Raw genomic sequence first — 22,717 nt, 5'->3', positions numbered from 1 at the left:
CCTGCCTGACGAACGTGACGGCGCGGGTTCGCGTTCCCGTGCGAAAGGCAATCCTGGAGCCGCGCCTACCAACGGTGGCGCCGGCGTCCGCTGTTCTGGATTACGCTGAGCCTGGAGAGCAGCACGTTCGCCTCCGCCAGCGACGTGCGCACTTGCGCGAGCGAGGTCGCCAGCTCCGCACGCGCAGCGTTGGCCCGCCGATGCGTGTCCGCCAGCGCGGCAAGCAGGACTTGCGGCGGCTGCCTGACCGCGTTGGCAGGGCGGCAATTGTCCAGCAGTTCTGAGAACTCCACGCGATTGATGATCAGACCCGCACTGTTGGCGATCTCGAAAGCGCAACCAGAAGGGTCGGTCCGACCGTTCAGCAGATCCCCCCACATAGCCGTCGCCGCAGAGAAGGCTTCGAGATAGGCATGATCGGCCGAGGGAAGATCGACCCCCTGCTCGTCGTCAAAACGAACGTTTCCGTCGAAAAAGTGAAAGAAGAACCGAGCCATGCAGTACCCTCTGCGCCTTTCCGGCTTGTCTCTGGATTATCGGGCGGTTGCTACCTATGCCTGATGCAAGGCATGATTGACCGCACGTCGATCCGGCGCAACCTGTGCGGTCACCGACCGCGCCGTCTGGAATAATGAACGCGAGAACTGACGATGACAAGCGTGATTGAAGACGTGGCGGGCATAACTGACGCACTGACGCCGGTCTGCGCGATCGGAGCCTCAGCAGGCGGCATCAAGGCGCTGCAGACGTTCTTCGGCACCATCGAACCCGACCTCGGGCTTGCCTACGTCGTCATCGTGCACCTGGCACCCGACTATCCCAGCCAGCTCGCCGAAATCCTGCGCGCTGCCACCTCGATGTCCGTCAACCAAGTGGAGGATTCGCCCGAACTGAAGCCCAACTGTGTCTACGTCATCCCGCCCGATCGCGAACTCGTGATCGAGGGCAACCAGATCAAGGCCCGCAACTTCGTGGAACCGCGCGGCAGGCGTGCGCCCATCGACATGTTCTTCCGCTCTATCGCCGATGCGCGCGGCGATGGCTTCGCGGTGGTGCTCACCGGAGCCGGCGCGGACGGCGCGGTGGGTGTGCGGCAAGTCAAGGAAGCGGGCGGCCTGATCCTCGTTCAGGACCCTCGCGACGCGGAATTCCCGATGATGCCGCGCAGTGCAATCGCCACCGGCGTCGCCGATTTCGTCGAGCCGATCCGCGAACTGGTGGTGCGCATCGCCGAAACCACCCGCAGCAAACAGGCCCTCATCGACAACGAGAACGAAGACGCGGAAAACCACATCGCCCGGATCATCACGTTCCTGCGGGTCCGCACCGGGCACGATTTCTCCAGCTACAAGTCCGCCACCGTGCGTCGCCGGATCGGCCGGCGTATGCAGGTGACACGCCAGACCAGCGTGGCGGACTATGCCCGCTACATGACCCAGACTCCGGAAGAAGCGCAGGAACTGTTCGGCGACCTGCTGATCTCGGTTACCTCGTTCTTCCGCGACCGCGCCGCGTTCCTCAACCTTAGCCAGACAGTGATCCCGGCGATCTTCGATGCCCATGGCCTGGACGAGACCATCCGCGTCTGGTCGGTCGGCTGCGCCACCGGCGAGGAGCCCTACAGCCTTGCCATGCTGATGCTGGAGGAGGCCGAGCGCCGCGAAGTGCGCCCGCACATCCAGATCTTCGCCAGCGACCTTGACGAAGGCGCCCTCGCGACCGCGCGCGAGGGGCGCTACCCCCGCGCCATCGAGGCAGACATGAGCGAGGAGCGGCTCAACCGCTTCTTCGTCGCCGAAGTAGAGCATTACCGCATCCGCAAGGACGTGCGCGATCTGGTGCTGTTCGCCCATCACAGCGCGGTCAAGGATCCGCCGTTCATGCGGCTCGACCTGGTGATGTGCCGCAACCTGCTGATCTATCTGGAGCGTGACCTGCAGCGCCAGCTCCTCGCTCTGTTCCACTACGCGCTGCGACCCGGCGGCCACCTTTTCCTGGGCTCGGCGGAAACCGCGGACGTGCGCCCCGAACTGTTCGCGACTCACAACCGCGATTCACGCATCTACGCGGCCAAGCCGCGCAACACGAATTCGATAGAGCTGCTCAACCAGCTTCCGCGCGACCATCGCCGCGACATACCCGCTCTGCGCGATCCGCCCAGCCGCCGCGACCGATCGCCGGGTCTCGCCCATCACGGCGCGCTCGAGAAGACATCGCCGCCCAGCGTCCTGGTCGACGAGGAACACCGCATCATCAACCTGTCGCAGACGGCGGGACGCTTCATCATGCCCCCCGAAGGTCCGCTCAGCACCGAGCTGCCCGACATCGTCCGCCCGGAGCTGCGCGCAGAACTGCGCAGCGCCCTGCACCGCGCTTTCACCGCGAATGAAGCAAGCGTGACCCTTCCGCTAAACGTGGCGTTCAATGGCACGTTCCACCGGGTAGCGATATACGTCGCTCGGTCGCCGGAGGAGCCGCAGAGCGCGCCCATGGCGCTGGTCGTCTTCCTCGACGCGGGCGCGATCGACAGCGAGATCACACCGGACGATTCGATCGACGAGGTTGTCGGCGCCCAGGAAATCCGCCGTCTGCGCGAAGAACTGCGCGGTGCGCAGGAACGCCTGAGCGCAAGCCGCCGCGAACATGAAAGCGCGATCCAGGAACTGCGCATCGCCAACGAGGAACTGCAGTCCGTCAACGAGGAATACCGCTCCACCGCAGAGGAGCTGGAGACCAGCAAGGAGGAACTGCAGTCGATCAACGAGGAACTGCAGACCGTCAACTTCGAGCTGAGGAGCAAGCTCAACAACATCGCCAACGCGCACAGCGACCTGCAGAACCTGATCAACTCGACGGAGATCGGCACGCTTTTCCTTGATGCGGACTTGCGCATCAAGATGCTCACTCCGGCGGTGGAACAGCTGTTCAGCGTCACTGATTCTGACGTCGGCCGGCCGATCACGGATTTCACCCACAAACTGGTGTACGAAGGCGTCGAGTCCGACGCGCGCCATGTCCTGCGCAGCCTCTCCTCGATGGAGGACGAGGTCCAGACCCGCGACGGACGGTGGCTCATGATGCGCCTTCGCCCTTATCGCACTGTTGAAGACCGCATCGAAGGCATCGTCCTGAGCTTCGTCGACATTACCCAGCGGCGAACCGCCGAAGATGCCTTGCGCGAAAGCGAAGAACGCTACCGTTCGATGTTTGAACAGACGCAGGCGCAGGCAAACGAAGACAAGCGGGTGCGCGAACTGCTCGAACAGCAATGCGCACGTCTGACAAATAGGGCCGGCTCCGAATAAAACGAGCTTGCAGCGTAAGAATGCAGGTACGTCGCCGTTGCCGGACGAGCCGTTTCGAAACACAGGATGCTTTGTCTGGCTCGACTCGTCGCTTTTGCGCATTGCACAATCACATGTGTTAATGCGCCAGTGTCGGAAATGCTGTGTCTGGGTTTCACGTTCTCGTCGGGCGGGATTGAGGATGGAGCATTATCCGCTCTTGATGACAGTCTGTTACTGCCCGGCATCTGCATCGATGGAAAGTGCCCGCTGAGCCGCCGTTAATTCGTTTCAGGCATTCGGGCCCTTCGTCGATGGTGGCGGGAAGGCCGAAAGAAACGTTGCCACACGGCAGCGTGCGGCAATCGAGGAGCAGGTCGATGAGCCATGTGGATTTTGCGGCGCCATCGGAAACCACTCAATTGCTGCTGCGCGAAACCAACCATCGCTGCGCGAACGATCTGCAGTTGGTGGTCAGCCTGCTCGCTTTGCAAAGCCGCCGGGTATCCAGCGATGAGGCGCGTGCTGCCCTTCACGATGCGATGGACCGGGTCGCTGCCCTGGCCCAAGCCCGGGCCGCCATGCTGCACCCGGCAGATGGAAACCTCGAGGCAGCCCTTCGCCAGACGTGTGAAGCCCTCAGCGCCCAAGCCGAACCGCGATCAATCCTCCTGGCTGCGTCTTTCGGCCATTGCCCCGACCGCCTCTCAGCAGACCAGATCACCGCGATCGCCCTGGCGGTGAATGAATTGGCCACCAATGCGATCAAACACGCCTTTCAACAGCGAGAGCAGGGCAAGATCACCATCTCGGTGGACAGCGATGGCGAAAGCATAGTCGTGACCGTCGATGATGACGGTCTTCCCTTGCCCGAACCTGCGGCTTGGCATACAACCGGGCTGGGCCTTGGCCTCGTCGAGCGTCTGCTGGCTTCGATCGGCGGACACCTCAAGCATCCGCAGGCAGAGTCGAAGAGCTTTCGTATCGAAGTGCCCGCGAAAGAAACGACGAGGCCTTCGATTTCTCGTCCGCCCGATCGCGAGCCGGTGGCGCGCCGGTTACACGCACCCTTCCAGGTACTCGATGATTAGCCACCAGTCTCGCCTGGAGGTCAGCAGCCCAGGCCAGTTCCTGCTGGACGGCGCGCTCGATCGGGTTTGAGGTGCGCAGGCGCCGGCGGTGGTGCTCAGGCAGGGCGAAGACAGCCAGGCCCTCGGGGATGGCGTTTTCGAGCCAGTCGGCGAGCTTGGGCGCGGTTTTGCAGTAGCCCGCGACGAGCTCGTCGAGCGCGGCCTGTACCTTAGCCAGCGAGCCGGCGTTCCAGACGCTGCGCAGTTCTGAGCCGATGCGAGCGCGGATGGCGACGTTGGGGGCGTGATGGATAGCATTGGCGGCGGGGCGGAACTGGGAGCGCTGCCAGGTGGCCGACCCGAGTACCGCCCGGCGAGCGGCGCGCAGGCCTGCATGATCATCCGACACGATGAATTCGACGCCTCGCATGCCGCGGGCGACCAGATCATCGAGGAAGCCGCGCCAGTGGACCTCAGCCTCCGACAGGGCGACGCTGACACCGAGCACCCGGCGGCGCTCGTCAGATCCGATCCCGATCGCAGAGAATACCGCAGCATCGCGCACCACGCCGCCCTGGCGCATTTTCTCGTACCGCGCGTCGAGGATGAGGTAACGGATCTCGCCCAGTGGGCGGGTCCGCCACGCCTCCAGCTCCTCGTCAAGCAGGACCGCAGCGCGGCTGACCTGCGAAGAGGACATTCCCTCGATGCCAAATTCGCGCAGCACCGCCTCGGTCTGACGGGTGGAAACACCCTTCACGTACATCTCCGCCACCGCCAGCATGACCGCGCGCACGGAGCGGCGCCCACGCTCCAGCGATTGCGGGTAGAAAGGCTGCCCGTCATGACCGGCGGTCTTGGGGACTGCCACGTGCACCGTGCGCGCTGGCGTATCGATCCGCTTGGGCTTGTAGCCGTTCGCATAGCCACGCCGGTCGGGCGTTCGCTCATAGCGCTGCGCGCCCAGAAAGCGTTCACGCTCGATGCGCATCGCCATCTCGAAGGTGCGCGCGAACACGGCCGCAATCCCTTCAGGGGCGTGTTCGATCAACTGTTCCAGAACTGCCTCAATCGCTGTATCGTCCCGTTTGTCCATTCGTCTGCTCCATGGTTGGGTAGTGACTCCATGGAATGCTGAAGATGGGCAGCCGGTGCCGGGGCATGCCCCGGCACCGGCTTAACGGTCCCGACCCGAATGAATTTCCATACCTCCGGTTATACAACCCAAAAAAAGCACATCTTGCCGACCCAGTGTGCGTTTGAAACCCAGTTTAATGCGGCTCGCTACTTCGAAAATCACTGTGGCGACCGGGGGAAAAGGGGTTGCCATATGACATCCGATATTGATCATTGCGAAGAGATGATAGCCCACGAGGAGCAACTAGCATCGGCGGCGCCCTCTTCCGAAGCGGCGGAGAGCCACCGCCAACTGGCGATGCTATACCGCATCCAATGCAAAGTTCTCCGAAACAAGCTCACCGATCCATCATCGCAGAGGCCGAGCATCGGCATGGCATTCTAATGGCCGCTTTCGGATTAAGCTTGGATATATAACATACTTTAAGGCGCGTCTCCAGGAAACGCCCATACTGTTCTTCTCAGAAAGCAGGGGATAGTATGTCAGATCATGCAGCGAATTTCAGGTCCATTTATCTGACGTCGCGAGAACGCGAAGTTCTGAAACTCGTCTCATCAGGACATTCTGCTAAAGAGGCTGCTCGCATGTTGGGCATCGCGGCCAGCACCGTGGAGCGTCACGTCGATAACGTTCGACTTAAGACTCGGTCGCGGAATAGAGCGCATATGATTGCGCAAGCCATGGTTCAAAAACTCATCTAGCCTTTCTGCACGGTGGTATCGTCTCGACTGGGGGCCACTTCCCGCCAATGAAATCCGCCGTTTAACAAAGGGGCGTCCCGTCTGGAAGCGGCCATGTCCGATATCGGCGTTCACTGCGAAAACCAGTCATGCCCTCAGAGCCGCCGTGCTAGTTGTGCCCCTCATCGCGTTTGATGATGACTGATGGTCTGCCGCTACCGTTAGCGCTATGCCTGGTTTCTCCAACATTGCAGATCAACTGCATCGACGCGTCAATCACCAGCTTGGACCTCTCGATACTGTCGTCGGCGATGTTGATCTTTGGCTCACCTTCAAGCTTTGGATCGGACCGATTTCTCAGTAGCATGGCACGGAGGCCTTCGAGGTAGCGATGGGCAGCCGGCACCATAATTCGACACCACGTCGCCGCAAAGAGCTGCTGTTGGCTCGAGGCATCAGGTTCGCACCTTCCGTCATGACGCATTTGCAGACGATGTCTGCTCTAGATGAAGGTAGCGCGGGTCAAAGCCGCCGGCCTCAGCCAGAGCCGCCATGTTAAGGGGCTCGACGTGACGCTGGTCTTTTATCAGCCTTTCTGACCTCATCGACTGGAGGACACGGTTCACATGGACCGTGGTCAAACCGACGGCATCTGCAAGCTGCACCTGGGTGAGCGGCAGTTTCAATCCTTGGGGATTTAGAAATCCAGCAGCTTTCACGCGGGACCAGATTTCACAGACGAGGTGTGCGATCCGAGCACGGGCGTCTCGGCGCGCGACATTGACCACCCATTCGCGGTATATCGACGAGTCGACCAGTGCCTCGATCCACATGGCCCTTGCCACCGCAGGGAACTGCAACACCAATTGTTGTAGGGCAGTCCGTTCGATCCCAATCACCTTCAAACTTGTCAGTGCCTCAACATTATGGTCGGCAGTGTTCAGGAACAAATGTTGAAGGTCGATGAAGTCGCCGCTAAAATGAATGGAGACGATCTGCCGGGAGCCATCCACAGTCATCTTTTGTCGAAAAGCGATGCCATCCAGAATGAAGTCGCAATGTTGGCGTGGCGGCTCGCCATCTCTAATGACATAATCGGTGGCGCTATATGTTCTTAAAACATGAGGAAGAGCGAAAATAGCCTGCCGATCATCCGGAGATAAGCCGACCCTTGTTTCAAGTTTACGCACAACCAGTTCGAGAGCAGAATCAAACATGCTTCCTCCTGCGGCGGGAGCACACTCAACTCACGGTCGCAAATGTCAGCCGTAAACATGTCGCATTTTGACACATTAACATAGCCTGTTTTTGCACTATTTCGGCCAACACGGCCCAAGCGCGTTAGAACCGAGGGCCCTTGGCGGTCATTCTCGGACTGCGAACGAGTCTTTCAATTGCAGCGAGTAAATGACAGTTCCAGCTTCATCTTCCACTTCGATACGGTACCGTAGATCGAGGAAGCCTCCCTTCATTTCCTGACTAAGGGTATCACGAGCCGCTTCCAGCGCCACACGCTCGGCCGCCTGCAGGTCGGGAAGCTCTTGGCCTTCGGGATCGATAACGGAATCAGTGTGATCCCGGAGGTGAAAATAGAATCGGGGCATTGCGCGGCTCCAGCGGGGGGGGGGGGAGCACGGCGGATCTCTCAGCCACTGGAACCCTAAATCTCTGCCAGCGGTAACGCGATCATAGAGCAAAACGGGCGGGATTAGCTAGCACCCAATTATGATTGCTGCGCTCAGCCGGACGATTGTCCGCTTCCACCCCTCATAATGGGCGTTCCGGAAGGCAAACTAGCCGTCTGTTCACATAGCCAGGAATGGGCTGTCGAACGGCGGCTATCGGCGATATCAGTCCTTCCGCAAGCCCGTGGGGAACGGCAAATTTGTCCCAACGTCGGACCGTCCCGCTGGTTCTGACCGACATGAATGAACGGCGGCTCAGCCGATATCGGCGCCTGATACGAGACACCGCGTAATTGATGTAGCCACTCTCCTGTGTGGTACGAAGTCGCATGCACGCTTCAACGCAGGAGAGTGACCGATGTCGATTTATGCAGGACTGGATGTGAGTGACAAGACCACGCATATTTGTGTGGTCGATGGCGACGGTGGCGTGCTGCGGCGCGACGTCGTGGCGAGCGATCCGGAAGTTCTCGCGAAATGGTTCCACAAACACAGTCGTGGAATAACGCGGGTCGTGCTGGAAACCGGAACCCTTTCTACGTTTCTTTATCATGGACTGAAGGAGCGCGATGTACCGATCGAGTGCATCTGCGCCCGTCACGCCAAGGGAGCGTTGTCGGCGCGGGTCAATAAAAGCGACGTGCACGATGCAGAGGGCTTGGCCCAGCTCGCGCGGACGGGCTGGTTTAAGCGCGTCCACATGAAGGCGTCGGCCACCCACATCGACCGGGCGGCCTTGCGGATCAGAGCGCAGCTCATCACAACTCGCGTTGCAATGATCAACCAGCTGCGCGGACTTTTGAAGCTATTCGGGTTGCGTCTGAATCAGGTGACTACACCAGCGAAACGAGCCGAACGCCTCGCCGCGTTCTACCGTCAGCGTCCTGACCTGGAGGACGTATTCGCTCCCCTCGTCGCATGCGTCGATACCGTGGAGCAGCAACTGCGGGCGTCGGGTCGTTTGCTCGAGCGGCGAGCCAGTTCCGATACGGTGTGCGCCCGCCTGATGAGCGTTCCAGGCGTTGGTCCCATCACCGCGCTTACTTATACCGCCAGCATCGAGGATCCGCGCCGCTTCGCACGCAGCCAAGACGTTGGAGCGTACGTAGGTCTGGTACCTCGACGCACTCAGTCAGGAGAGCGAGATACCAAAGGGCACATATCCAGAGCCGGAGATGGTATGCTGCGTAGTGCCCTATACGAAGCCGCCAACAGCATTCTTTGCCGCGTGAAACGTCCCAGCGCACTCCAGGAGTGGGGTCGGCGTATGTCCGAAACAAAAGGTACCAGGCGGGCGCGAACCGCCGTGGCGCGCAAGCTTGCCGTGTTACTTCATTCCCTTTGGCTGAACGAGACCGAGTTTCGCTGGGCTTGAGCCTGGCGTCAACGTTCCCGGTCAGCCATGCCTCGGGCGATCTCGACCGGATTGTCGCAGCTTCGACTGCGTTGGGGACCCAGAGACGTCCGACATAAACGCCCGGCCGCGATCATGAAGGCTCGGATACTATCGCGGCATACCGCGGTCCGATGACCTCGAAGACAACCATTGGCTACCGGGAAAATGAGAAAACGGAGGCGCTATGAAAGTCTCAATTAGACAACTTTCCGGAACGTCCCAACCTCAGACGGTCCCGCTGGTTCTAGCCTCGATGAACGAATGGCAAGTTGGGCGGGGACGGCGTCCAAAAAAAGGAGCCTGTCCGGAACGTCCCCAGGAACGGTCATTCCGGGCCCGCAGCGTATGCATTTCGGCCCGGGTAGTCGTCGCGCGGCCACCCCGTCGCTAAGCGACAGGGTGGCCCATGCTCCGATTACTTGGCCTTCGCGGAGGGACGCTTCCACCGCGTCTTTGCAGCCCCAGGAGCCGGGGTCTCGGTTGCTGCGCTGGTGACGGCGGCCTCTTTCCCAAACAGACCCAACTTGCCGCGGCGCTTCGGCTGTTCTGCAGCGGCCGGGGCGTCAGTGGTTTCCGCGGCCCCGGTTTCTGGGGGCGAGCTTTCTTCCGACACCGGGGCAGCCGCTTCGGACTTTGCCGCAGGCTTCGGCGTCCGCGCCATGCGCTTCGTGGGTTGCTTCTTGGGCGCTGCGCCGCGAGCCGGAGCCTTCGCAGTAGTCTTCGTCGCAGTCGGCGCCGCGCTGGGCGTTTCGACGGCCTGCTGGGCGACCTCCGGCTCAACTGGGCTGTCCGCTACGTCTGCAACCGGCGCCGTTACCGTTTCCGCCGAAGTGGCGGTGGGTTTTTTCGGGGTCGCTTTCGCTTTGCGAGCTGGCGCCTTGGCGGCCTTTGCCGCAGAGGTCTTGGCAGCCTGCTTCTTCGGCTTGGCGGCGACGGGGGCAGCAACGTCGGTCGCTTCCGCAGCATCCGCGCCTGCTACTGCATCTGCAGGCACGACCGCATCGGCCGCCCTTTTGGTACCCAGCCCGATTTTTTCCGCGATCGCACGGCGCATGGCCGCGAACGCCGGAGCAACCATCGGATAGCTGGCCGGAAGACCGTAGCGCTCGCGGTAGGTTTCCGGGGTCAGGCCGTGCCGCGTCAGGTGACGCTTGAGTGTCTTGTAGGGCTTGCCGTCGATCAGGCTGATGATGTGATCGGGCGACGCCAGGCTCTTGCGGGCCGTTACGGCCGGCGTGAATGTTGGCGTGTCCGCTTCAGTCTCCACAGGGGCGGCATCTTGCGTCAAAGCGGCCCTGGTTGACTGGATCAGCCCGGCGAGTTCTGCCGACGGCACCGTGTTGTTGGAAAGGTATGCGCTCAGCAGCTCGACAGTCAGCGAGGCGATGTCGGACTGCTTTTCGGTTTCGGCCATTGTTTTCGGATTCCTATTCTACAGCGCTGGTGGCGAAGACTTATCACCATCGACATGGCAGTCCAGACATCCCGACTGCTCGATGTCGCCAACGAATAGCGTAAGGCGCCGGTTCTTCATAGTCGAATGGACGAGCGCCACGCATGGACAGCGCTTTGCTAGTCGAGGAAAGTTCGCATGATCCGCGAACGGCTCGGATGCTTGAGTTTTCTGAGCGCCTTCGCCTCGATCTGACGAATGCGTTCACGAGTAACCGAGAACTGCTGTCCTACTTCCTCGAGGGTGTGATCAGTATTCATGCCAATGCCGAAGCGCATGCGCAGCACGCGCTCTTCACGCGGAGTAAGCGAAGCCAACGTGCGGGTAATCATTTCCTTGAGGTTGGACTCGATCGCCGCGTCCACGGGAATGACGGCATTCGCGTCCTGGATGAAGTCGCCCAGATGACTGTCGTCCTCGTCACCGACCGGGCTTTCGAGCGAGATCGGCTCCTTTGCGATTTTGAGGACCCGTTTGACCTTTTCGAGCGGCATCGACAGGCGCTCAGCCATCTCTTCCGGCGTCGGCTCACGGCCGTGCTCGTGGAGATACTGGCGGTTGGTTCGAACCAGCTTGTTGATCGTCTCGATCATGTGGACCGGGATACGGATCGTGCGGGCCTGGTCGGCGATCGAGCGGGTGATCGACTGTCTGATCCACCAGGTTGCGTAGGTGGAGAATTTGAAGCCGCGGCGGTACTGAAATTTATCGACGGCCTTCATGAGCCCGATGTTGCCCTCCTGGATGATATCCAGAAACTGCAGGCCCCGGTTCGTGTACTTCTTGGCGATCGAGATCACCAGGCGCAGGTTGGCCTCGACCATTTCCTTTTTGGCAATGCGCGCCTCGCGCTCCGCCTTCTGGACCATGTTGACGATGCGGCGGAACTCCTGAAGCGGCACGCCGGCAGCGGCCGCTATGTCCGCCACGTCGGAGCGAATGCGTTCTGCCGCATCGCCTTCGGCTGCCGCGAATGCGGCCCACTTTTTGTCGCGCGTTGCCATTTCGGACAGCCAGCTATCATCGAGCTCGCGGCCGACGTAGGTTTCGAGGAAGTCGTCACGCTTGACCTTGTGACGCTCAGCCAAGCGGAGCATCTGGCCACCCAGCGTGGTGAGACGCCGGTTCAGGACATAGAGATTGTCGACAAGGTATTCGATTCTCCCTGCGTGGAACTTCACTGATTCCACCTTGGCGGTCAGCTCCTCGCGCAGCTCGTGATATCGCTCTTCCTTGTCAGCCGGGAAGTGAATGTCCCATGCCAGCGCTTCCAGACGCTCGGCCTGAAGTTTCTGAAACCGCTGGAACAGGTCGGTGATGACACTGAACATCTCAAGCGCTTCAGGCATGAGCGCAGCTTCCAGCTGCGCTACGCTCAAGGAATTGTCGTCGTCGTCCTCCGCTTCAGCGTCGCCGCCGACGGGGTTTCCGTCCTCGTCCACGCCTTCAGCAACGTCGCTCTGATCGCTGTCTTCCTTGAGCGACGGCCCCGCCGTCTTCTCACTGATCTCGGCGCTGCCGTCGCCCTGCCCGTCCTCATTCAGGTTTTCAGGCGCCGGTTCCTTCGCCACCATGGCATCAAGATCCAAAATCTCGCGCAGCTGCATCTCGCCGGCGTCGAGAGCCTGGGACCACTGGATGATGGCATCGAACGTGAGCGGACTCTCGCACAGGCCCTGGATCATCATGTCCCGGCCCGCTTCGATACGTTTGGCAATGGCAGCTTCGCCTTCGCGGCTCAGTAATTCGACCGTGCCCATTTCGCGCAGGTACATCCGCACCGGGTCGTCGGTTCGGCCCAGGGACTCGGCGCTCTTGCTTTCGGTTACCCGCCGCGGGGAAGCGTCGTCCTCCGCATTCGCTTCGTCCTCGCGGTCATTGTCATCTTCGCCTTCCCGGTCGACAGCGGGATCGGCGTCGTCTTCTGCCTCATCGTTCTCGACGACGTTGATGCCCATTTCCGACATCGCCGACATCACGTCCTCGATCTGATCGGTGGTCAGCTGATCCTGCGGCAACGCAGCATTCAGCTCGCTCACGGTCACGATGCCGCGGCGTTTAGCCCGTGCCAGGAACTGGGCGATCGAACCCTCGTCGGCATCAAGTATTGCAGGATCGATGTCCCCGTTCCGCTCGTTGGTGCTCATAATGCCGCCATTGTCTGTGTACGCCTGCATACGATTGCGCCGCCAAAAAGGACGTAGACCTTCAGCAACGCTTGCCCGAGAAGCCAAGTGAGTTCCAGCAATCTCTGGGACTTAACGCCCTGTTCCGGGTTCAGGTCCCTGCTCGCGTTCCGTGGCATCGAGGGCACTGGCGATGATAGCCGCCAGCGTCTCTTCTGCCCGGCAGCGGATGACCGGGTCCTTCGATTCCAATTCGTGTCGGACCCACTGCGGTGCGCGCTCAATGGCAGCGAGAATGGTGCTGGTAGGGTTGGTATTCACACGCCGCCTATGCCTTCTCCAACTCCCGGAATCAAATTCGGTAGGCTGGCAGCTTACGCCACGGCCCGCCCTGTCAGAAGCTCATCGTCGGGACTGCAAAATAGGACCTGAGCTTTGCCTCGCGATTTCGACTGGTAAAGTGCCGCGTCAGCGCATTCGATCAGTCTGTCCAACTCGATCCCGCACTCCGGCACCATGGCAACCCCGATGCTTGCCGTGACCCGCATGGTCGCGCCCTCAATGTCATAGTCTTCGCTGATCTGCCTGATGATGCGGCGCCCCAAAAGCTCGGCCTGGTCACGGTGCCGGACATCGGACTGGATGATGAGAAACTCATCGCCGCCAAGCCGACATGCGAGATCGGAAGCTCGGACGGTCGACACGAGGCGCTGTGCGACCTCGACCAGCAGCTTATCCCCCGCAGGATGGCCATAACGATCATTGATCGCCTTGAAGCCATCCAGATCGAGGTAATGCACTGCAAGCTGGCTTTGCGACCGCCGGGAAAAGCTGAAGAGCTCTTGAAAAGCCTCTCGTACCAGAAGGCGGTTGGGCAGACTGGTCAGGGGATCGTACTTTGCAAGTTTGGCCATATCCTGCTTGGTGGAGAGATGCTCCACCGCCGACGCATAGAGGTGCGCGGCAGATTGCAGACTCATGAGCCCGACCGCGATCAGCAGGAAAGCTTCGAGCAGGAAGAATTCGGAATGGAGCCGCTCGGCATGATCGCTGGCAGCGTGGACCAGCATGGCGGTCACCGTCGGCAATACCGCGAGTGTCACGCTCACCATGCAAAGACGCAATCTCGAGGAGGTCCGCGAGACGACCCCTGCCCCAAACGTGAAGACAAGGCTAATCGTCGCAAGATGGATCAGAGGGGCGTGGGCGGTCAGCCCTCGGACGTTGAGAGCCGCCAGCAAAATGGCGAAAAGGTAGGTCAGCAGCTCATATGCGAGTTCCCAGCGGCGCAGGGCGGCAACCTCCTGGGAAGCGCCTCCAGCCTGATGATAGCGATTGATGAGCACGATGCGGCCAGCCGTGACCGCGACCGCCGCAACGGTCAAACCGGCTATAACGCTGTCGGGCCACTTCAGGTAGATGAGCGCGCCGACGATGCCGTAGAGCGCGCCGAACCCGGCGATGGGCAATCGCATGGTGAAGAGGGTCGACACCAGGTCACGGTAGACCGCGTCGGAGACCGGAATCCTGCCGCGTCCAAGCCCCCGCATCATACCCCCTCGATTTTGCCTCTGCGCTTCTTGTCTTCTCTCCATGGATCACCATCGCTCTTCGAGAGGTTAAGACAAACCTACCGCTGCGGCGAACCGTTCCGCGCATGGCAAAGATTTCCGATCGTTGGAGCGGTGTAGCCGTCGCGTCCGCGCATAATCCAGGAAAGATACCGCCGCGCGGCGCACCTTTCCGGGTTCAGCAAGGCCTTCATTCCATCGGCTCAGGACCGCTGTGATCACTACGACCCACACTCAATCTTAACGCGGCGCGTCTATCAGGACATGCAAAGTCGCCACATAGTGATGCCGCCAATGAAATTCAGTCCGCGTAACCAGATCGCGCATGGCTCCGCTGCGGTGCTCCAGGCGCAGTACTCCGCTCTGCGGACGCAAATTCCGCTGATGTATGCGCTGATGGCCGTCAACATGCTCTTCCTGGCGGCCGCGACTTACGGCGAGGTGCCGTTCGCCCATAGCGTCGGAGTGCCGGGTGTGCTTTGCATGCTGATTGGCGTTCGGACCGCGGTCTGGCTATTTCGACGCGGAAGAAATCCCGACCCCGCCAGAATTCGTCGCTACCTTCTGGGCACGGTCGCGGCATCGGTAATCCTGAGTTCTGCTTTCGGAGGTTGGGGCTATCTGCTGATGAGCGAAGCCGAGCCGGTCCGCACCACCTCAATAGCGCTTTACGTGTTCGTGGGATCCATCAGCTGCTGCTATTGTCTGCATGCGCTGCCGATCGCGGGATGGTGCGTCCTCCTCTTCGGTGCTCTCCCCGTCACGGGGCGTCTGGTCTTTTCATCCGACACTTATCTGACGGGCATCGGCCTAACCTTCTTCGTGGCTTCCGGCGTCATCCTGCGATCGCTTGCCAAAAGCCACGCCGCCTTCAGAGAAACGCTGCACTCGCGTTCGGAAATGGGCGCCCTCATCGACGCTCTTCAGTCCAGTCAGGAACACTACCGCCACTCGGTCGAGCTCAACCCGCAGATCCCTTGGATCACCGACAGAACCGGCGCTGTTATCGAACTTAGTCCCCGATGGACGAAGCTGACCGGCATAAAAAGTGAGGATGCTCTCGGGTGGCGTTGGACGGCCGCGGTTCACCCCGACGATCTGCCACACGTCCAGGAAGTCTGGACCGCCGCATTGCAATGCGCGGATGCGGGCGGATATGCGGATGTCCGCTATCGCCTTCAACTTGCCGGCGGCGATTTCCGCTGGTTCCGCGCCCGCGCCCTCCCCCGGCTCGATGCGGACGGCGAGATCCTTTCTTGGTATGGGAACCTTGAAGACATCCACGACCAGGTTGCGGCTGAACAGGCGGTACAGGCCAGCGAGGAGCGCTACCGCCTGGCGTCTTTGGCCACCAACGACGTAATCTGGGACGTGTCGCTCGGCCATGATCACATCGAGTGGAGCGGCGCCGCAGCGACGGTGCTGGGGTATCCCGAAGCACTGCAGGGAACCTCGCGAGGCTGGTGGGTGGAGCGCCTTCACCCTGATGATCGCGCCCGAGTTCTTGAGCAATTTCAGAATATGGACGCGCCAGACCTCACGCAATGGGCACAGGAATTCAGGTTCCTGGCCGGTGATGGTGCCTACCTGCATCTGGTCGCCCGTGGTTACGTCGTGCGTGATGCGGAGGGCAAGCCCGCTCGACTCATTGGCTCTCTCCAGGACGTAACCAGCCAAAAGCGCTACGAGGAGAAGCTGCGGCAGGCGGCCCACTACGATGCTCTGACCAACCTGCCGAACCGGGTACTGTTCAGCGAGCGCCTGGAAACGGCGCTCCAGGAGGCACGCCTCCATGGGGGCCAGGTCCAGCTGATCGTCCTGGACGTCGATCGCTTCAAGGCCACTAACGACACCCTCGGGCACGATGCGGGAGACGCCTTGCTGTGTGAGATAGCTGCCCGGCTTCTCGAAGCCGTGCCGGATCGGGCAACCGTGGCGCGTCTGGGCGGCGATGAGTTCGCAATCATCTGCCCCGCTGCACAGCAAGTCATTCTTGAGGTTTCTGCGGTTCAACGGCTTCTTGCGGCAGTAAGCGAACCCATGACATTCAACGGGCGCCAGCTCGATGTGAGCCTGAGCGCCGGTTCAGCGACAGCTTTCTGCGATGGCCAGGATCCTGAAGAGCTCCATAAAAACGCCGATCTCGCGCTATACGCAGCCAAGGGCGATGGCTCCGGCCAAGTCTGCTGGTTCAGGCCCGAGCTCAAGACCGCCGCGGAACGTCAGACCCAGATGCTATACGACGCGCGCGAAGCGCTGCGCGATGACCGTATCGTTCCCTTCTATCAACCCAAGGTCTGTCTTCGCTCCGGGGCGTGTCTGGGCTTCGAAGCCCTTCTGCGCTGGCACCACCACCGCGGCCTGCGCTCGCCCGGTGCCATCGGAGCCGCCCTCAATGACACCGACGTTTCATCCAAATTGACCGATCGCATGATCGAGCGCGTCATCGCCGACCTGCTATTCTGGCAAGACAGCGGCGTCGATGTCGGACGCATCGCCATCAATGGTGCTCCGGGTGATTTTCAGCGGGGCGACTTCGCCGATCGCATATTGAACCGCTTGGCGCATGCAGGGCTTGCACCATCCCTCCTCGAACTGGAGGTGACGGAGTCTGTGTTCGTGGGGCAACTGGCCGAGACGGTCAGCCAAACCCTCGCAACCCTTTCAGAGGCCGGCGTGAAGATCGCGCTGGATGATTTCGGAACGGGCTATGCCTCGCTCACCCATCTCAAGCAGTTTCCAGTCGACACGCTCAAGATCGATCGCTCGTTCATTTCGCGCCTGGACGCCCGCGACCGCGAAGATGCTGCGATCGTCAGCGCGGTCATACATCTGGCCAAGAACCTTGGCATCACCACTGTCGCTGAAGGTATCGAAACGCCGTTCCAAGCGGCGCACGTCGCGCGGCAGGGGTGCGATATCGCGCAGGGGTTCCTCTTCGGCAGGCCGATGGCCGCCGCCCATGTCAGCGATGTCGTACTGAACTGGAGCGCCCCGTCTGTGCTTTCTGTCATTGCCTCGGGCATGCACGCACGAGGACGGGACTCTAGCCTGACCACAGGATAATACCGTGGTAGGGGATCAGGCGGGACCAAGCACTCGAGAATACGGTGCTCCTACGGAACCGCGAGAGATAGCCGCAGGCGGGTATGGCCGCAACATCACCGAGGTCTGGGGGCCGAAAGCCCGCCAAACTTGTCGGCGCTTATCGCAGATTCTAATCCTGTACCTTCGCCAACAAGCCAATCAACAGCGGGCCGAGCCGGCGGATTTCTTCCCGATGTGTGGCGCTCAAGGCTGCCAGTGTCTGATGGCCGGCTTCGGTCAAAGCTAGCACTGCCTGCCGCTTGTCCCCGTGAGAGCGCCCGCGCTGTACAAGGTCGAGAGCCACGAGCCGGTTGACCAGGCCCGTCGCGCTGTGGGGCTTGAGAATGAGGCGCTCCGCCACATAGCCGATCGTCGCCGTACCGGCCGGAGCGGCACGGATCACCAGCAGAGCCTGATGCTGTTGCGGGGTCAGGCCGCATTCCTCGGCTTTTTGCTCGCTGAATGCCTGGAACTGCCGCAGCGAGAAGCGGAACTCCGCAAGGGCCAGATAGTCGGCGTCAGTCAAACTCGAAGGCATCGTGCCAGTCGCAGCGACGAGATGGGAGAGTCAATGTTGATATATATCGGATTGCGATATATTGCGCTGTATCTTCCCCGGTTGGTGAGCTGCCTTTATGACGATTCCCGCGTTCCTTCAGCGCGCCCGCCCCCTCGCCGACCATAGCGCAGACACACGCATGCTCCTGCTGGCTGCCGCTGCGCTGGTCATTGGAACCGGCGGGGCGCTGGGAGCCTGGGTGCTGCTCAAGTCCATTGCCGTCGCCACCAACCTGTTCTGGTTCGGGCGCCTATCGGCATCGCCGGCGGCCATCACCGATAACGCGCTGGGGCTCTGGCTCGTCGCCGTACCTATTGTTGGAAGTCTGATTGTTGGTCTCATGGCGCGGTTTGGCTCAGACAAGATCCGGGGCCACGGCATTCCAGAAGCAATTGAAGCCATCCTCTACGGGGAGAGCCGGCTGTCGTTCAAGGTTGCGCTGCTCAAGCCGCTTTCCTCCGCCATCTCCATCGGCAGCGGCGGGCCGTTCGGGGCCGAAGGCCCGATCATCATGACTGGCGGCGCGATCGGCTCGCTTTTCGCGCAGGCGTTCCACTTGAGCGCGGCAGAGCGCAAGAGCCTCCTGGTGGCCGGCGCGGCAGCGGGCATGACGGCGATTTTCGGCACGCCTATTGCCGCCATCCTCCTCGCCATCGAGGTCCTGCTTTTCGAATGGAAACCGCGCAGCTTTGTGCCGGTCGTCGTAGGCGTGCTGACTGCCTGGCTCTGGCGCCCTCTGCTCATCGACACCGGGCCGCTGTTTCCGGCGCACCATGCCCTGGCGCTGGATCCCAGGGTTCTTGGCATCGCCCTTATTGTCGGTATCCTGACCGGTACCCAGGCAGCCCTGCTCTCCAGCGTCCTGTATAAAGTCGAGGATCAGTTTGCTCGGCTGCCACTTCATTGGATGTGGTGGCCGGCAGTTGGCGGCCTGGCCGTCGGCCTTGGCAGCCTTATCGACGCGCATGTGCTCGGCGCCGGCTACGACAGCATCCAGGGCCTCCTCAGCGGTTCACTGGCGCTGCGAGCGGCGATTGCACTGCTGGCGGTCAAGGCGGCGGTGTGGTTGATTGCGCTGGGTTCGGGCACGTCGGGAGGCGTCCTGGCGCCGTTGCTGCTACTGGGCGGCGCGCTCGGATATCTCCTGGGCGAAGTTCTGCCGGGCGGTAGCGCTCTGTGGGCATTGGCGGGCATGGCAGGCATTCTCAGCGGAGCCATGCGTGCGCCGCTGATGGCTGCCCTGTTCGCTGTTGAACTGACTGGGGATTTCGTGATGCTTCCCCTCACGCTTGCGGCATCCGTCGGGGCCTATGCCGTCAGCGTTCTCGTCATGCCCCGTTCCATCCTTACCGAAAAGATCGCAAGGCGCGGCCGGCACATCCTGCAGGAGTATACCGTCGATCCGTTCGAGTTTCTGCAAGCCTCGCAGGTGATGTCCGCGGAACCGGAGACATTGCCAGAGACGATGACCATCGCAGCGGCCATCGCATTCTTCGGCAGCGAGGCGCGCCACCGCAGCTATCCTGTCGTGGACGGCATCGGATTGCTGCAGGGCCTAGTCTCTCGGTCCGATGTGCTGGGCTGGCGACTCGGTGCGTTCGAGGACAACATCTCGCTTGCCGAAGTCCTGGGTGACGTATCGCAGCCCCATGCCAATCCGCGCGATCCGGTCGCCCGCGTTGCTGACCTGATGGTCGAGACGGGGGTCGGCCGCATTCCCGTCGTCGAGCCGGCGTCCGGCAAAGTCGTCGGCATTCTCACCCGGCATGACCTGTTGAAGATCAGACATGTCCATCGCGGATCTGAGGTGACCCGCAGCCGCGGTACCCCTACTCATCAGCAAGATCGGTAGCCCTGTGAGCCGATGATCAGCTGTAATATTTTCAGCCTGCGTAGTTAACATCGACAAACAGACGCGTGAACTCGAGCGGGGTTGGGGCGGCGCCAAGCCGGGCGCCATCCTCGCGAGCGGCGAGCCACACCATATTGATGTGGCTAGCCTGGTCAGCGGAAAACCGCATGCGGCTCGCCACGATGTCGTGCCAGCGCCCGGGAAGATTCCAGATTTCCTGGAAATAGACCTCCGATGCGTCCAGGATCGCTTCCTTGTCGGGATCAAGCGCCCCGATGGCGCGCAGCACGTAGCTGTCCAGCAGCTCGAGAAACGGCTTGTCTTCGTGCCGGTTCATTCGAACTCCGCGATCGAAAGCGCACGAGGCTCGCCATTTCTAGCCTCATCGTGTGCGGCCGATGACCGGCGTCACTGCTTCAGCGCCGCCCGCGCGACCCCCTTTATGAGCCTTGCCTTTGCGCGCGCTGACAGACCGTCGGTCAGAAGCTCGCGGCTGAGCCTGCGCAGCAGATGCCGCAACTCCGAAGCCGACGGGCTTCTCAAGTCGCCCATCCGCGCGGTAAGCGCAGGATAATACCATTTCACACGCGGCGCCTTCTTCACGCGGCCTCTTTCAGGTCCGTCACCCAGCCAGATCCAAAGGATCATGAACGCCGTAGCGGCGGTGCCGAAGGCCAGAACCATGACCCTGATCCCGCCGCCCCCGTCCCACAATGCGCCGCCCATCAGAAGGGCAGTCATCAGGACAGGAGCGGCGAAGGGGTGATGTGTCTTTTGACCGGCGGCAACGCTGAGCGAGCATGCCATAGCAACGATCAACAGGCTCGCCGCTATTTCTGCTGCCGAGGTTATACATACGAGGATCAAGTCCATGACCACCTCCTCTCCCAGTCAATCGGGATTGCGAGGCAATGATACCGCATCCCCTGCTGCGGCATCAAGGCTGAGATGGGGCCGGTCCGGTCGCTTGATCTCCCCGGGCTGTTGCTGCCATGGGAGATCGCACGTTGGCATAGAGTCAGCGACCGGGATGCAGCTCCGGCCTGGCTACTGGATTGTCGGTGGTGCAGGATTGTGCTCTGCGACAAGGCCATTGAACAACAGGAACGCGACCATGTGCGCACGATTTCGCGTCCGGGTTTTGAGGCGGACGTTTTCAACATGCCGCTCCACCGTGCACGGCGCAATCGAGAGCCGGATCGCGACTTCCTTTGCCGACAGTCCATAGGTGACGAGGCTAACTATCTCGCGCTCACGGCTTGTGAGCGAAGGACTCGTGCTTCCCAAAGCCATTTTAAATTGCCCCCAAATTAACCATTTGATTCTGAAGGTTATGTTATAGTTTTCTGGCTACTTCAGTTGGACCTCTGCGACTCGGTATACACGTAAGTCCCGTTAACTTCCTGCTTATTTTTGTGGGGGATTTTCAGGAGGGGCGCCACCTCCAATACGGCTTGGCGGCAAACTGGCCGGCACTCGCCTATTGTCCCGATCCTTGGCTTGTTGCCTACCGGACTACCAACTTCGGGGCCCGCGGCCGAGCCGCGTAAACTTCGGGCCAGCCCATTACCTCAATATTAGTAGGGAAACTGCGCCGCTTTCAGTGGTCCGCCGAGCGGAAATTCAGGTCTGGATCGTCCAGGCCGATTTCTGAAGCAGGCAACACCCTGCCGCTGAGCTTCGAGTCGATCATCAGGATGAAGAACTCGAGGAGATCGCCGTCGTCCTGCGGCCAATTTCCAAATGACGCGGCCTTGAGAGCCTCACGGACGTCTTCTTCGGTTGCGCCAAGCAGTGTTTCAATTGCCTTCATAGAAACCAAGTATGCGATCAGAGGGGCGGCGCCAACTCCCGGAAAAATGAGGCCTGCCTCTTTTCCATAGTCCTGGCCGAAACTCGGTCGAGGCCGACTGAAACACATGACGGTCCCGCTATGGACAATCCGACCATCGGATGCGCACGACCGGGCTGGAGCCGAACGTCCCGGTCTCCCAGCTCATCGTCGCCTGCTGCCTGTGCCCTGGCGCTCGGCCTCGATCTTCTTGTTTATCGTGATATCGAAGCATACTCCCGGGAAACGGATGCAGCTGCCAGTGGCATCCAGGACCGCCCTGCCCTGAGCCGAAATCCAGTGGATTTCTCCCAGTCGGTCAAAAATGCGATACTCCGACTGGTAATGATCCCCGTAGCGCACAGCATTGTTAATCTGAGACTGAACAAGAGGCAGGTCGTCGGGATGGATGCAGTGAAGGAACTCCGATACCGGCGTCCCCGCAGCAGCCCTCGCGGGATCCACGTTGTATATTACCGCAAACTGCTGGTCGGCAGTCACCCGATCATTCACAACGTCCCATTCCCAGGACCCAATTGGATCGCCGATAGACAACGCTGCCTGAAGCCGGGCGGCAGCCTTCTTGCGATCCTGCTCCGCTCGCACCCTCTCCGTCGTTTCGCGGGTAATACACAGCAACCCGGCCACGACGTTGCTGTCGTCCCAGACCGGGGAATAGGAGAACGTCCACCAGCTTTCTTCAGGAACTCCATCACGATGGATGTCGAGCCGCATGTCGATCATTTCGACATTGCCGCCAGAGTAAGTTTCGCGAACAAGTGGCTCGATATCGCTCCAAATGTCATGCCAAAGTTGTTCGAAGGGTCTGCCCATCGCGCCCTTTACCCGTTGCCCCAAAATCGGTCGGTACGCGTCATTGAAGAAAGAAAGTCTGTCGTGGCCCCACGCCAGAAACATGGGCGTCGGACAGGCGAGCAATGCGGTTACCAGCGTCTTCAGTGGCTGAGACCAACTTTCCAATTGG

Annotated in this window: 20 protein-coding genes and 1 pseudogene; 7 read left to right on the top strand and 14 right to left on the bottom strand. The window is 60.9% G+C overall.

The window, feature by feature from the left end:
* Positions 1–65: 65 nt before the first annotated feature.
* Positions 66–497, bottom strand: coding sequence for a DUF6894 family protein (locus tag HWN72_RS19950; protein ID WP_211151144.1), 432 nt, complete (start codon positions 495–497; stop codon positions 66–68).
* Between the two features lie 153 nt (positions 498–650).
* On the opposite strand from HWN72_RS19950, the gene HWN72_RS19945 reads away from it, so the two are divergent.
* Entirely contained in the window at positions 651–3,305 is a 2,655-nt protein-coding gene (locus HWN72_RS19945; RefSeq protein ID WP_211151143.1) for a chemotaxis protein CheB, read from the top strand.
* Positions 3,306–3,664: 359 nt separating this feature from the next.
* Complete coding sequence (locus tag HWN72_RS19940; RefSeq protein ID WP_211151142.1) at positions 3,665–4,375, top strand: sensor histidine kinase; 711 nt, start codon at positions 3,665–3,667, stop codon at positions 4,373–4,375.
* Between the two features lie 55 nt (positions 4,376–4,430).
* Here the strand turns inward: HWN72_RS19940 and HWN72_RS31200 are convergent.
* Positions 4,431–5,450 (bottom strand): annotated as a pseudogene (locus HWN72_RS31200) (IS256 family transposase); the annotation flags it as partial.
* Between the two features lie 99 nt (positions 5,451–5,549).
* Between HWN72_RS31200 and HWN72_RS19935 the strand changes: the two are divergent.
* Both HWN72_RS19935 and HWN72_RS19930 read left to right on the top strand, forming a co-directional pair.
* The gene (locus HWN72_RS19935; RefSeq protein ID WP_211151141.1) at positions 5,550–5,876 is read left to right on the top strand and encodes a hypothetical protein; all 327 of its coding nucleotides are present in this window, start codon (positions 5,550–5,552) and stop codon (positions 5,874–5,876) included.
* Between the two features lie 95 nt (positions 5,877–5,971).
* The gene (locus HWN72_RS19930; RefSeq protein WP_211151140.1) at positions 5,972–6,193 is read left to right on the top strand and encodes a response regulator transcription factor; all 222 of its coding nucleotides are present in this window, start codon (positions 5,972–5,974) and stop codon (positions 6,191–6,193) included.
* Positions 6,194–6,645: 452 nt separating this feature from the next.
* On the opposite strand, the gene HWN72_RS19925 is transcribed toward HWN72_RS19930, so the two are convergent.
* The gene (locus HWN72_RS19925) at positions 6,646–7,389 is read right to left on the bottom strand and encodes a Crp/Fnr family transcriptional regulator (protein WP_211151139.1); all 744 of its coding nucleotides are present in this window, start codon (positions 7,387–7,389) and stop codon (positions 6,646–6,648) included.
* A gap of 147 nt (positions 7,390–7,536) precedes the next feature.
* Positions 7,537–7,776: a DUF6894 family protein gene (locus HWN72_RS19920; protein WP_211151138.1), complete on the bottom strand. Its 240-nt coding sequence runs from the start codon at positions 7,774–7,776 to the stop codon at positions 7,537–7,539.
* A gap of 439 nt (positions 7,777–8,215) precedes the next feature.
* Between HWN72_RS19920 and HWN72_RS19915 the strand changes: the two genes are divergently transcribed.
* A complete protein-coding gene (locus tag HWN72_RS19915) occupies positions 8,216–9,232 on the top strand; it encodes an IS110 family transposase (protein ID WP_211151137.1) in 1,017 nt (338 codons plus the stop codon).
* A gap of 436 nt (positions 9,233–9,668) precedes the next feature.
* Here HWN72_RS19915 and HWN72_RS19910 read toward each other — a convergent pair whose 3' ends face one another.
* The 4 genes from HWN72_RS19910 to HWN72_RS31195 form a co-directional block, all read right to left on the bottom strand.
* Positions 9,669–10,667, bottom strand: a complete 999-nt coding sequence (locus HWN72_RS19910; protein ID WP_211151136.1) for a MucR family transcriptional regulator — start codon at positions 10,665–10,667, stop codon at positions 9,669–9,671.
* A 158-nt stretch (positions 10,668–10,825) separates the two neighbouring features.
* Positions 10,826–12,853, bottom strand: coding sequence for an RNA polymerase sigma factor RpoD (gene rpoD / locus HWN72_RS19905; protein ID WP_211151135.1), 2,028 nt, complete (start codon positions 12,851–12,853; stop codon positions 10,826–10,828).
* Between the two features lie 111 nt (positions 12,854–12,964).
* Positions 12,965–13,153 carry a DUF6771 family protein gene (locus tag HWN72_RS31855; protein ID WP_289357246.1) on the bottom strand — a complete coding sequence of 63 codons (189 nt, stop codon included), beginning with the start codon at positions 13,151–13,153 and terminating at the stop codon, positions 12,965–12,967.
* A 53-nt stretch (positions 13,154–13,206) separates the two neighbouring features.
* Complete coding sequence (locus tag HWN72_RS31195; RefSeq protein ID WP_248006164.1) at positions 13,207–14,385, bottom strand: GGDEF domain-containing protein; 1,179 nt, start codon at positions 14,383–14,385, stop codon at positions 13,207–13,209.
* A gap of 312 nt (positions 14,386–14,697) precedes the next feature.
* On the opposite strand from HWN72_RS31195, the gene HWN72_RS19895 reads away from it, so the two are divergent.
* Positions 14,698–17,469, top strand: a complete 2,772-nt coding sequence (locus tag HWN72_RS19895) for a GGDEF domain-containing phosphodiesterase (RefSeq protein WP_211151134.1) — start codon at positions 14,698–14,700, stop codon at positions 17,467–17,469.
* A 151-nt stretch (positions 17,470–17,620) separates the two neighbouring features.
* Here the strand turns inward: HWN72_RS19895 and HWN72_RS19890 are convergent, their stop codons facing one another.
* Positions 17,621–18,028, bottom strand: coding sequence for a MarR family winged helix-turn-helix transcriptional regulator (locus HWN72_RS19890; RefSeq protein ID WP_211151133.1), 408 nt, complete (start codon positions 18,026–18,028; stop codon positions 17,621–17,623).
* 160 nt (positions 18,029–18,188) lie between these two features.
* Between HWN72_RS19890 and HWN72_RS19885 the strand changes: the two genes are divergently transcribed.
* Positions 18,189–19,901 carry a chloride channel protein gene (locus tag HWN72_RS19885; RefSeq protein ID WP_211151132.1) on the top strand — a complete coding sequence of 571 codons (1,713 nt, stop codon included), beginning with the start codon at positions 18,189–18,191 and terminating at the stop codon, positions 19,899–19,901.
* Between the two features lie 31 nt (positions 19,902–19,932).
* Here HWN72_RS19885 and HWN72_RS19880 read toward each other — a convergent pair whose 3' ends face one another.
* The 5 genes from HWN72_RS19880 to HWN72_RS19860 form a co-directional block, all read right to left on the bottom strand.
* The gene (locus HWN72_RS19880) at positions 19,933–20,238 is read right to left on the bottom strand and encodes a hypothetical protein (RefSeq protein WP_211151131.1); all 306 of its coding nucleotides are present in this window, start codon (positions 20,236–20,238) and stop codon (positions 19,933–19,935) included.
* Positions 20,239–20,309: 71 nt separating this feature from the next.
* On the bottom strand, positions 20,310–20,774 hold the full coding sequence (locus HWN72_RS19875; RefSeq protein WP_211151130.1) for a hypothetical protein: 465 nt from the start codon (positions 20,772–20,774) through the stop codon (positions 20,310–20,312).
* 174 nt (positions 20,775–20,948) lie between these two features.
* On the bottom strand, positions 20,949–21,194 hold the full coding sequence (locus tag HWN72_RS19870; protein ID WP_211151129.1) for a response regulator transcription factor: 246 nt from the start codon (positions 21,192–21,194) through the stop codon (positions 20,949–20,951).
* Between the two features lie 307 nt (positions 21,195–21,501).
* Complete coding sequence (locus HWN72_RS19865) at positions 21,502–21,714, bottom strand: hypothetical protein (protein WP_054435457.1); 213 nt, start codon at positions 21,712–21,714, stop codon at positions 21,502–21,504.
* Between the two features lie 183 nt (positions 21,715–21,897).
* Positions 21,898–22,717 (bottom strand): PAS domain-containing protein (locus HWN72_RS19860; protein WP_211151128.1); only part of this gene is annotated, 820 nt, incomplete at its 5' end.

This window comes from Novosphingobium sp. HR1a, from assembly GCF_015594425.1.
GTDB lineage: Bacteria > Pseudomonadota > Alphaproteobacteria > Sphingomonadales > Sphingomonadaceae > Novosphingobium > Novosphingobium resinovorum_A.
Note: the sequence above shows the minus strand (reverse complement) of the source record. Positions and strands in the feature narration are given on the sequence as shown.

What these genes read in the sequence shown, in the direction of transcription:
- rpoD (WP_211151135.1), bottom strand. Translation starts at nt 12,853, where the DNA reads ATGAGCACCAACGAGCGGAACGGGGACATCGATCCTGCAATACTTGAT.
- HWN72_RS19890 (WP_211151133.1), bottom strand. Translation starts at nt 18,028, where the DNA reads ATGCCTTCGAGTTTGACTGACGCCGACTATCTGGCCCTTGCGGAGTTC.
- HWN72_RS19875 (WP_211151130.1), bottom strand. Translation starts at nt 20,774, where the DNA reads ATGGACTTGATCCTCGTATGTATAACCTCGGCAGCAGAAATAGCGGCG.
- HWN72_RS19945 (WP_211151143.1), top strand. Translation starts at nt 651, where the DNA reads ATGACAAGCGTGATTGAAGACGTGGCGGGCATAACTGACGCACTGACG.
- HWN72_RS19950 (WP_211151144.1), bottom strand. Translation starts at nt 497, where the DNA reads ATGGCTCGGTTCTTCTTTCACTTTTTCGACGGAAACGTTCGTTTTGAC.
- HWN72_RS19865 (WP_054435457.1), bottom strand. Translation starts at nt 21,714, where the DNA reads ATGAAGGCAATTGAAACACTGCTTGGCGCAACCGAAGAAGACGTCCGT.
- HWN72_RS19885 (WP_211151132.1), top strand. Translation starts at nt 18,189, where the DNA reads ATGCTCCTGCTGGCTGCCGCTGCGCTGGTCATTGGAACCGGCGGGGCG.
- HWN72_RS19935 (WP_211151141.1), top strand. Translation starts at nt 5,550, where the DNA reads ATGAATTTCCATACCTCCGGTTATACAACCCAAAAAAAGCACATCTTG.
- HWN72_RS19940 (WP_211151142.1), top strand. Translation starts at nt 3,665, where the DNA reads ATGAGCCATGTGGATTTTGCGGCGCCATCGGAAACCACTCAATTGCTG.
- HWN72_RS19930 (WP_211151140.1), top strand. Translation starts at nt 5,972, where the DNA reads ATGTCAGATCATGCAGCGAATTTCAGGTCCATTTATCTGACGTCGCGA.
- HWN72_RS19925 (WP_211151139.1), bottom strand. Translation starts at nt 7,389, where the DNA reads ATGTTTGATTCTGCTCTCGAACTGGTTGTGCGTAAACTTGAAACAAGG.
- HWN72_RS19880 (WP_211151131.1), bottom strand. Translation starts at nt 20,238, where the DNA reads ATGAACCGGCACGAAGACAAGCCGTTTCTCGAGCTGCTGGACAGCTAC.
- HWN72_RS19895 (WP_211151134.1), top strand. Translation starts at nt 14,698, where the DNA reads ATGAAATTCAGTCCGCGTAACCAGATCGCGCATGGCTCCGCTGCGGTG.
- HWN72_RS19915 (WP_211151137.1), top strand. Translation starts at nt 8,216, where the DNA reads ATGTCGATTTATGCAGGACTGGATGTGAGTGACAAGACCACGCATATT.
- HWN72_RS19920 (WP_211151138.1), bottom strand. Translation starts at nt 7,776, where the DNA reads ATGCCCCGATTCTATTTTCACCTCCGGGATCACACTGATTCCGTTATC.
- HWN72_RS31195 (WP_248006164.1), bottom strand. Translation starts at nt 14,385, where the DNA reads ATGATGCGGGGGCTTGGACGCGGCAGGATTCCGGTCTCCGACGCGGTC.
- HWN72_RS19910 (WP_211151136.1), bottom strand. Translation starts at nt 10,667, where the DNA reads ATGGCCGAAACCGAAAAGCAGTCCGACATCGCCTCGCTGACTGTCGAG.
- HWN72_RS19870 (WP_211151129.1), bottom strand. Translation starts at nt 21,194, where the DNA reads ATGGCTTTGGGAAGCACGAGTCCTTCGCTCACAAGCCGTGAGCGCGAG.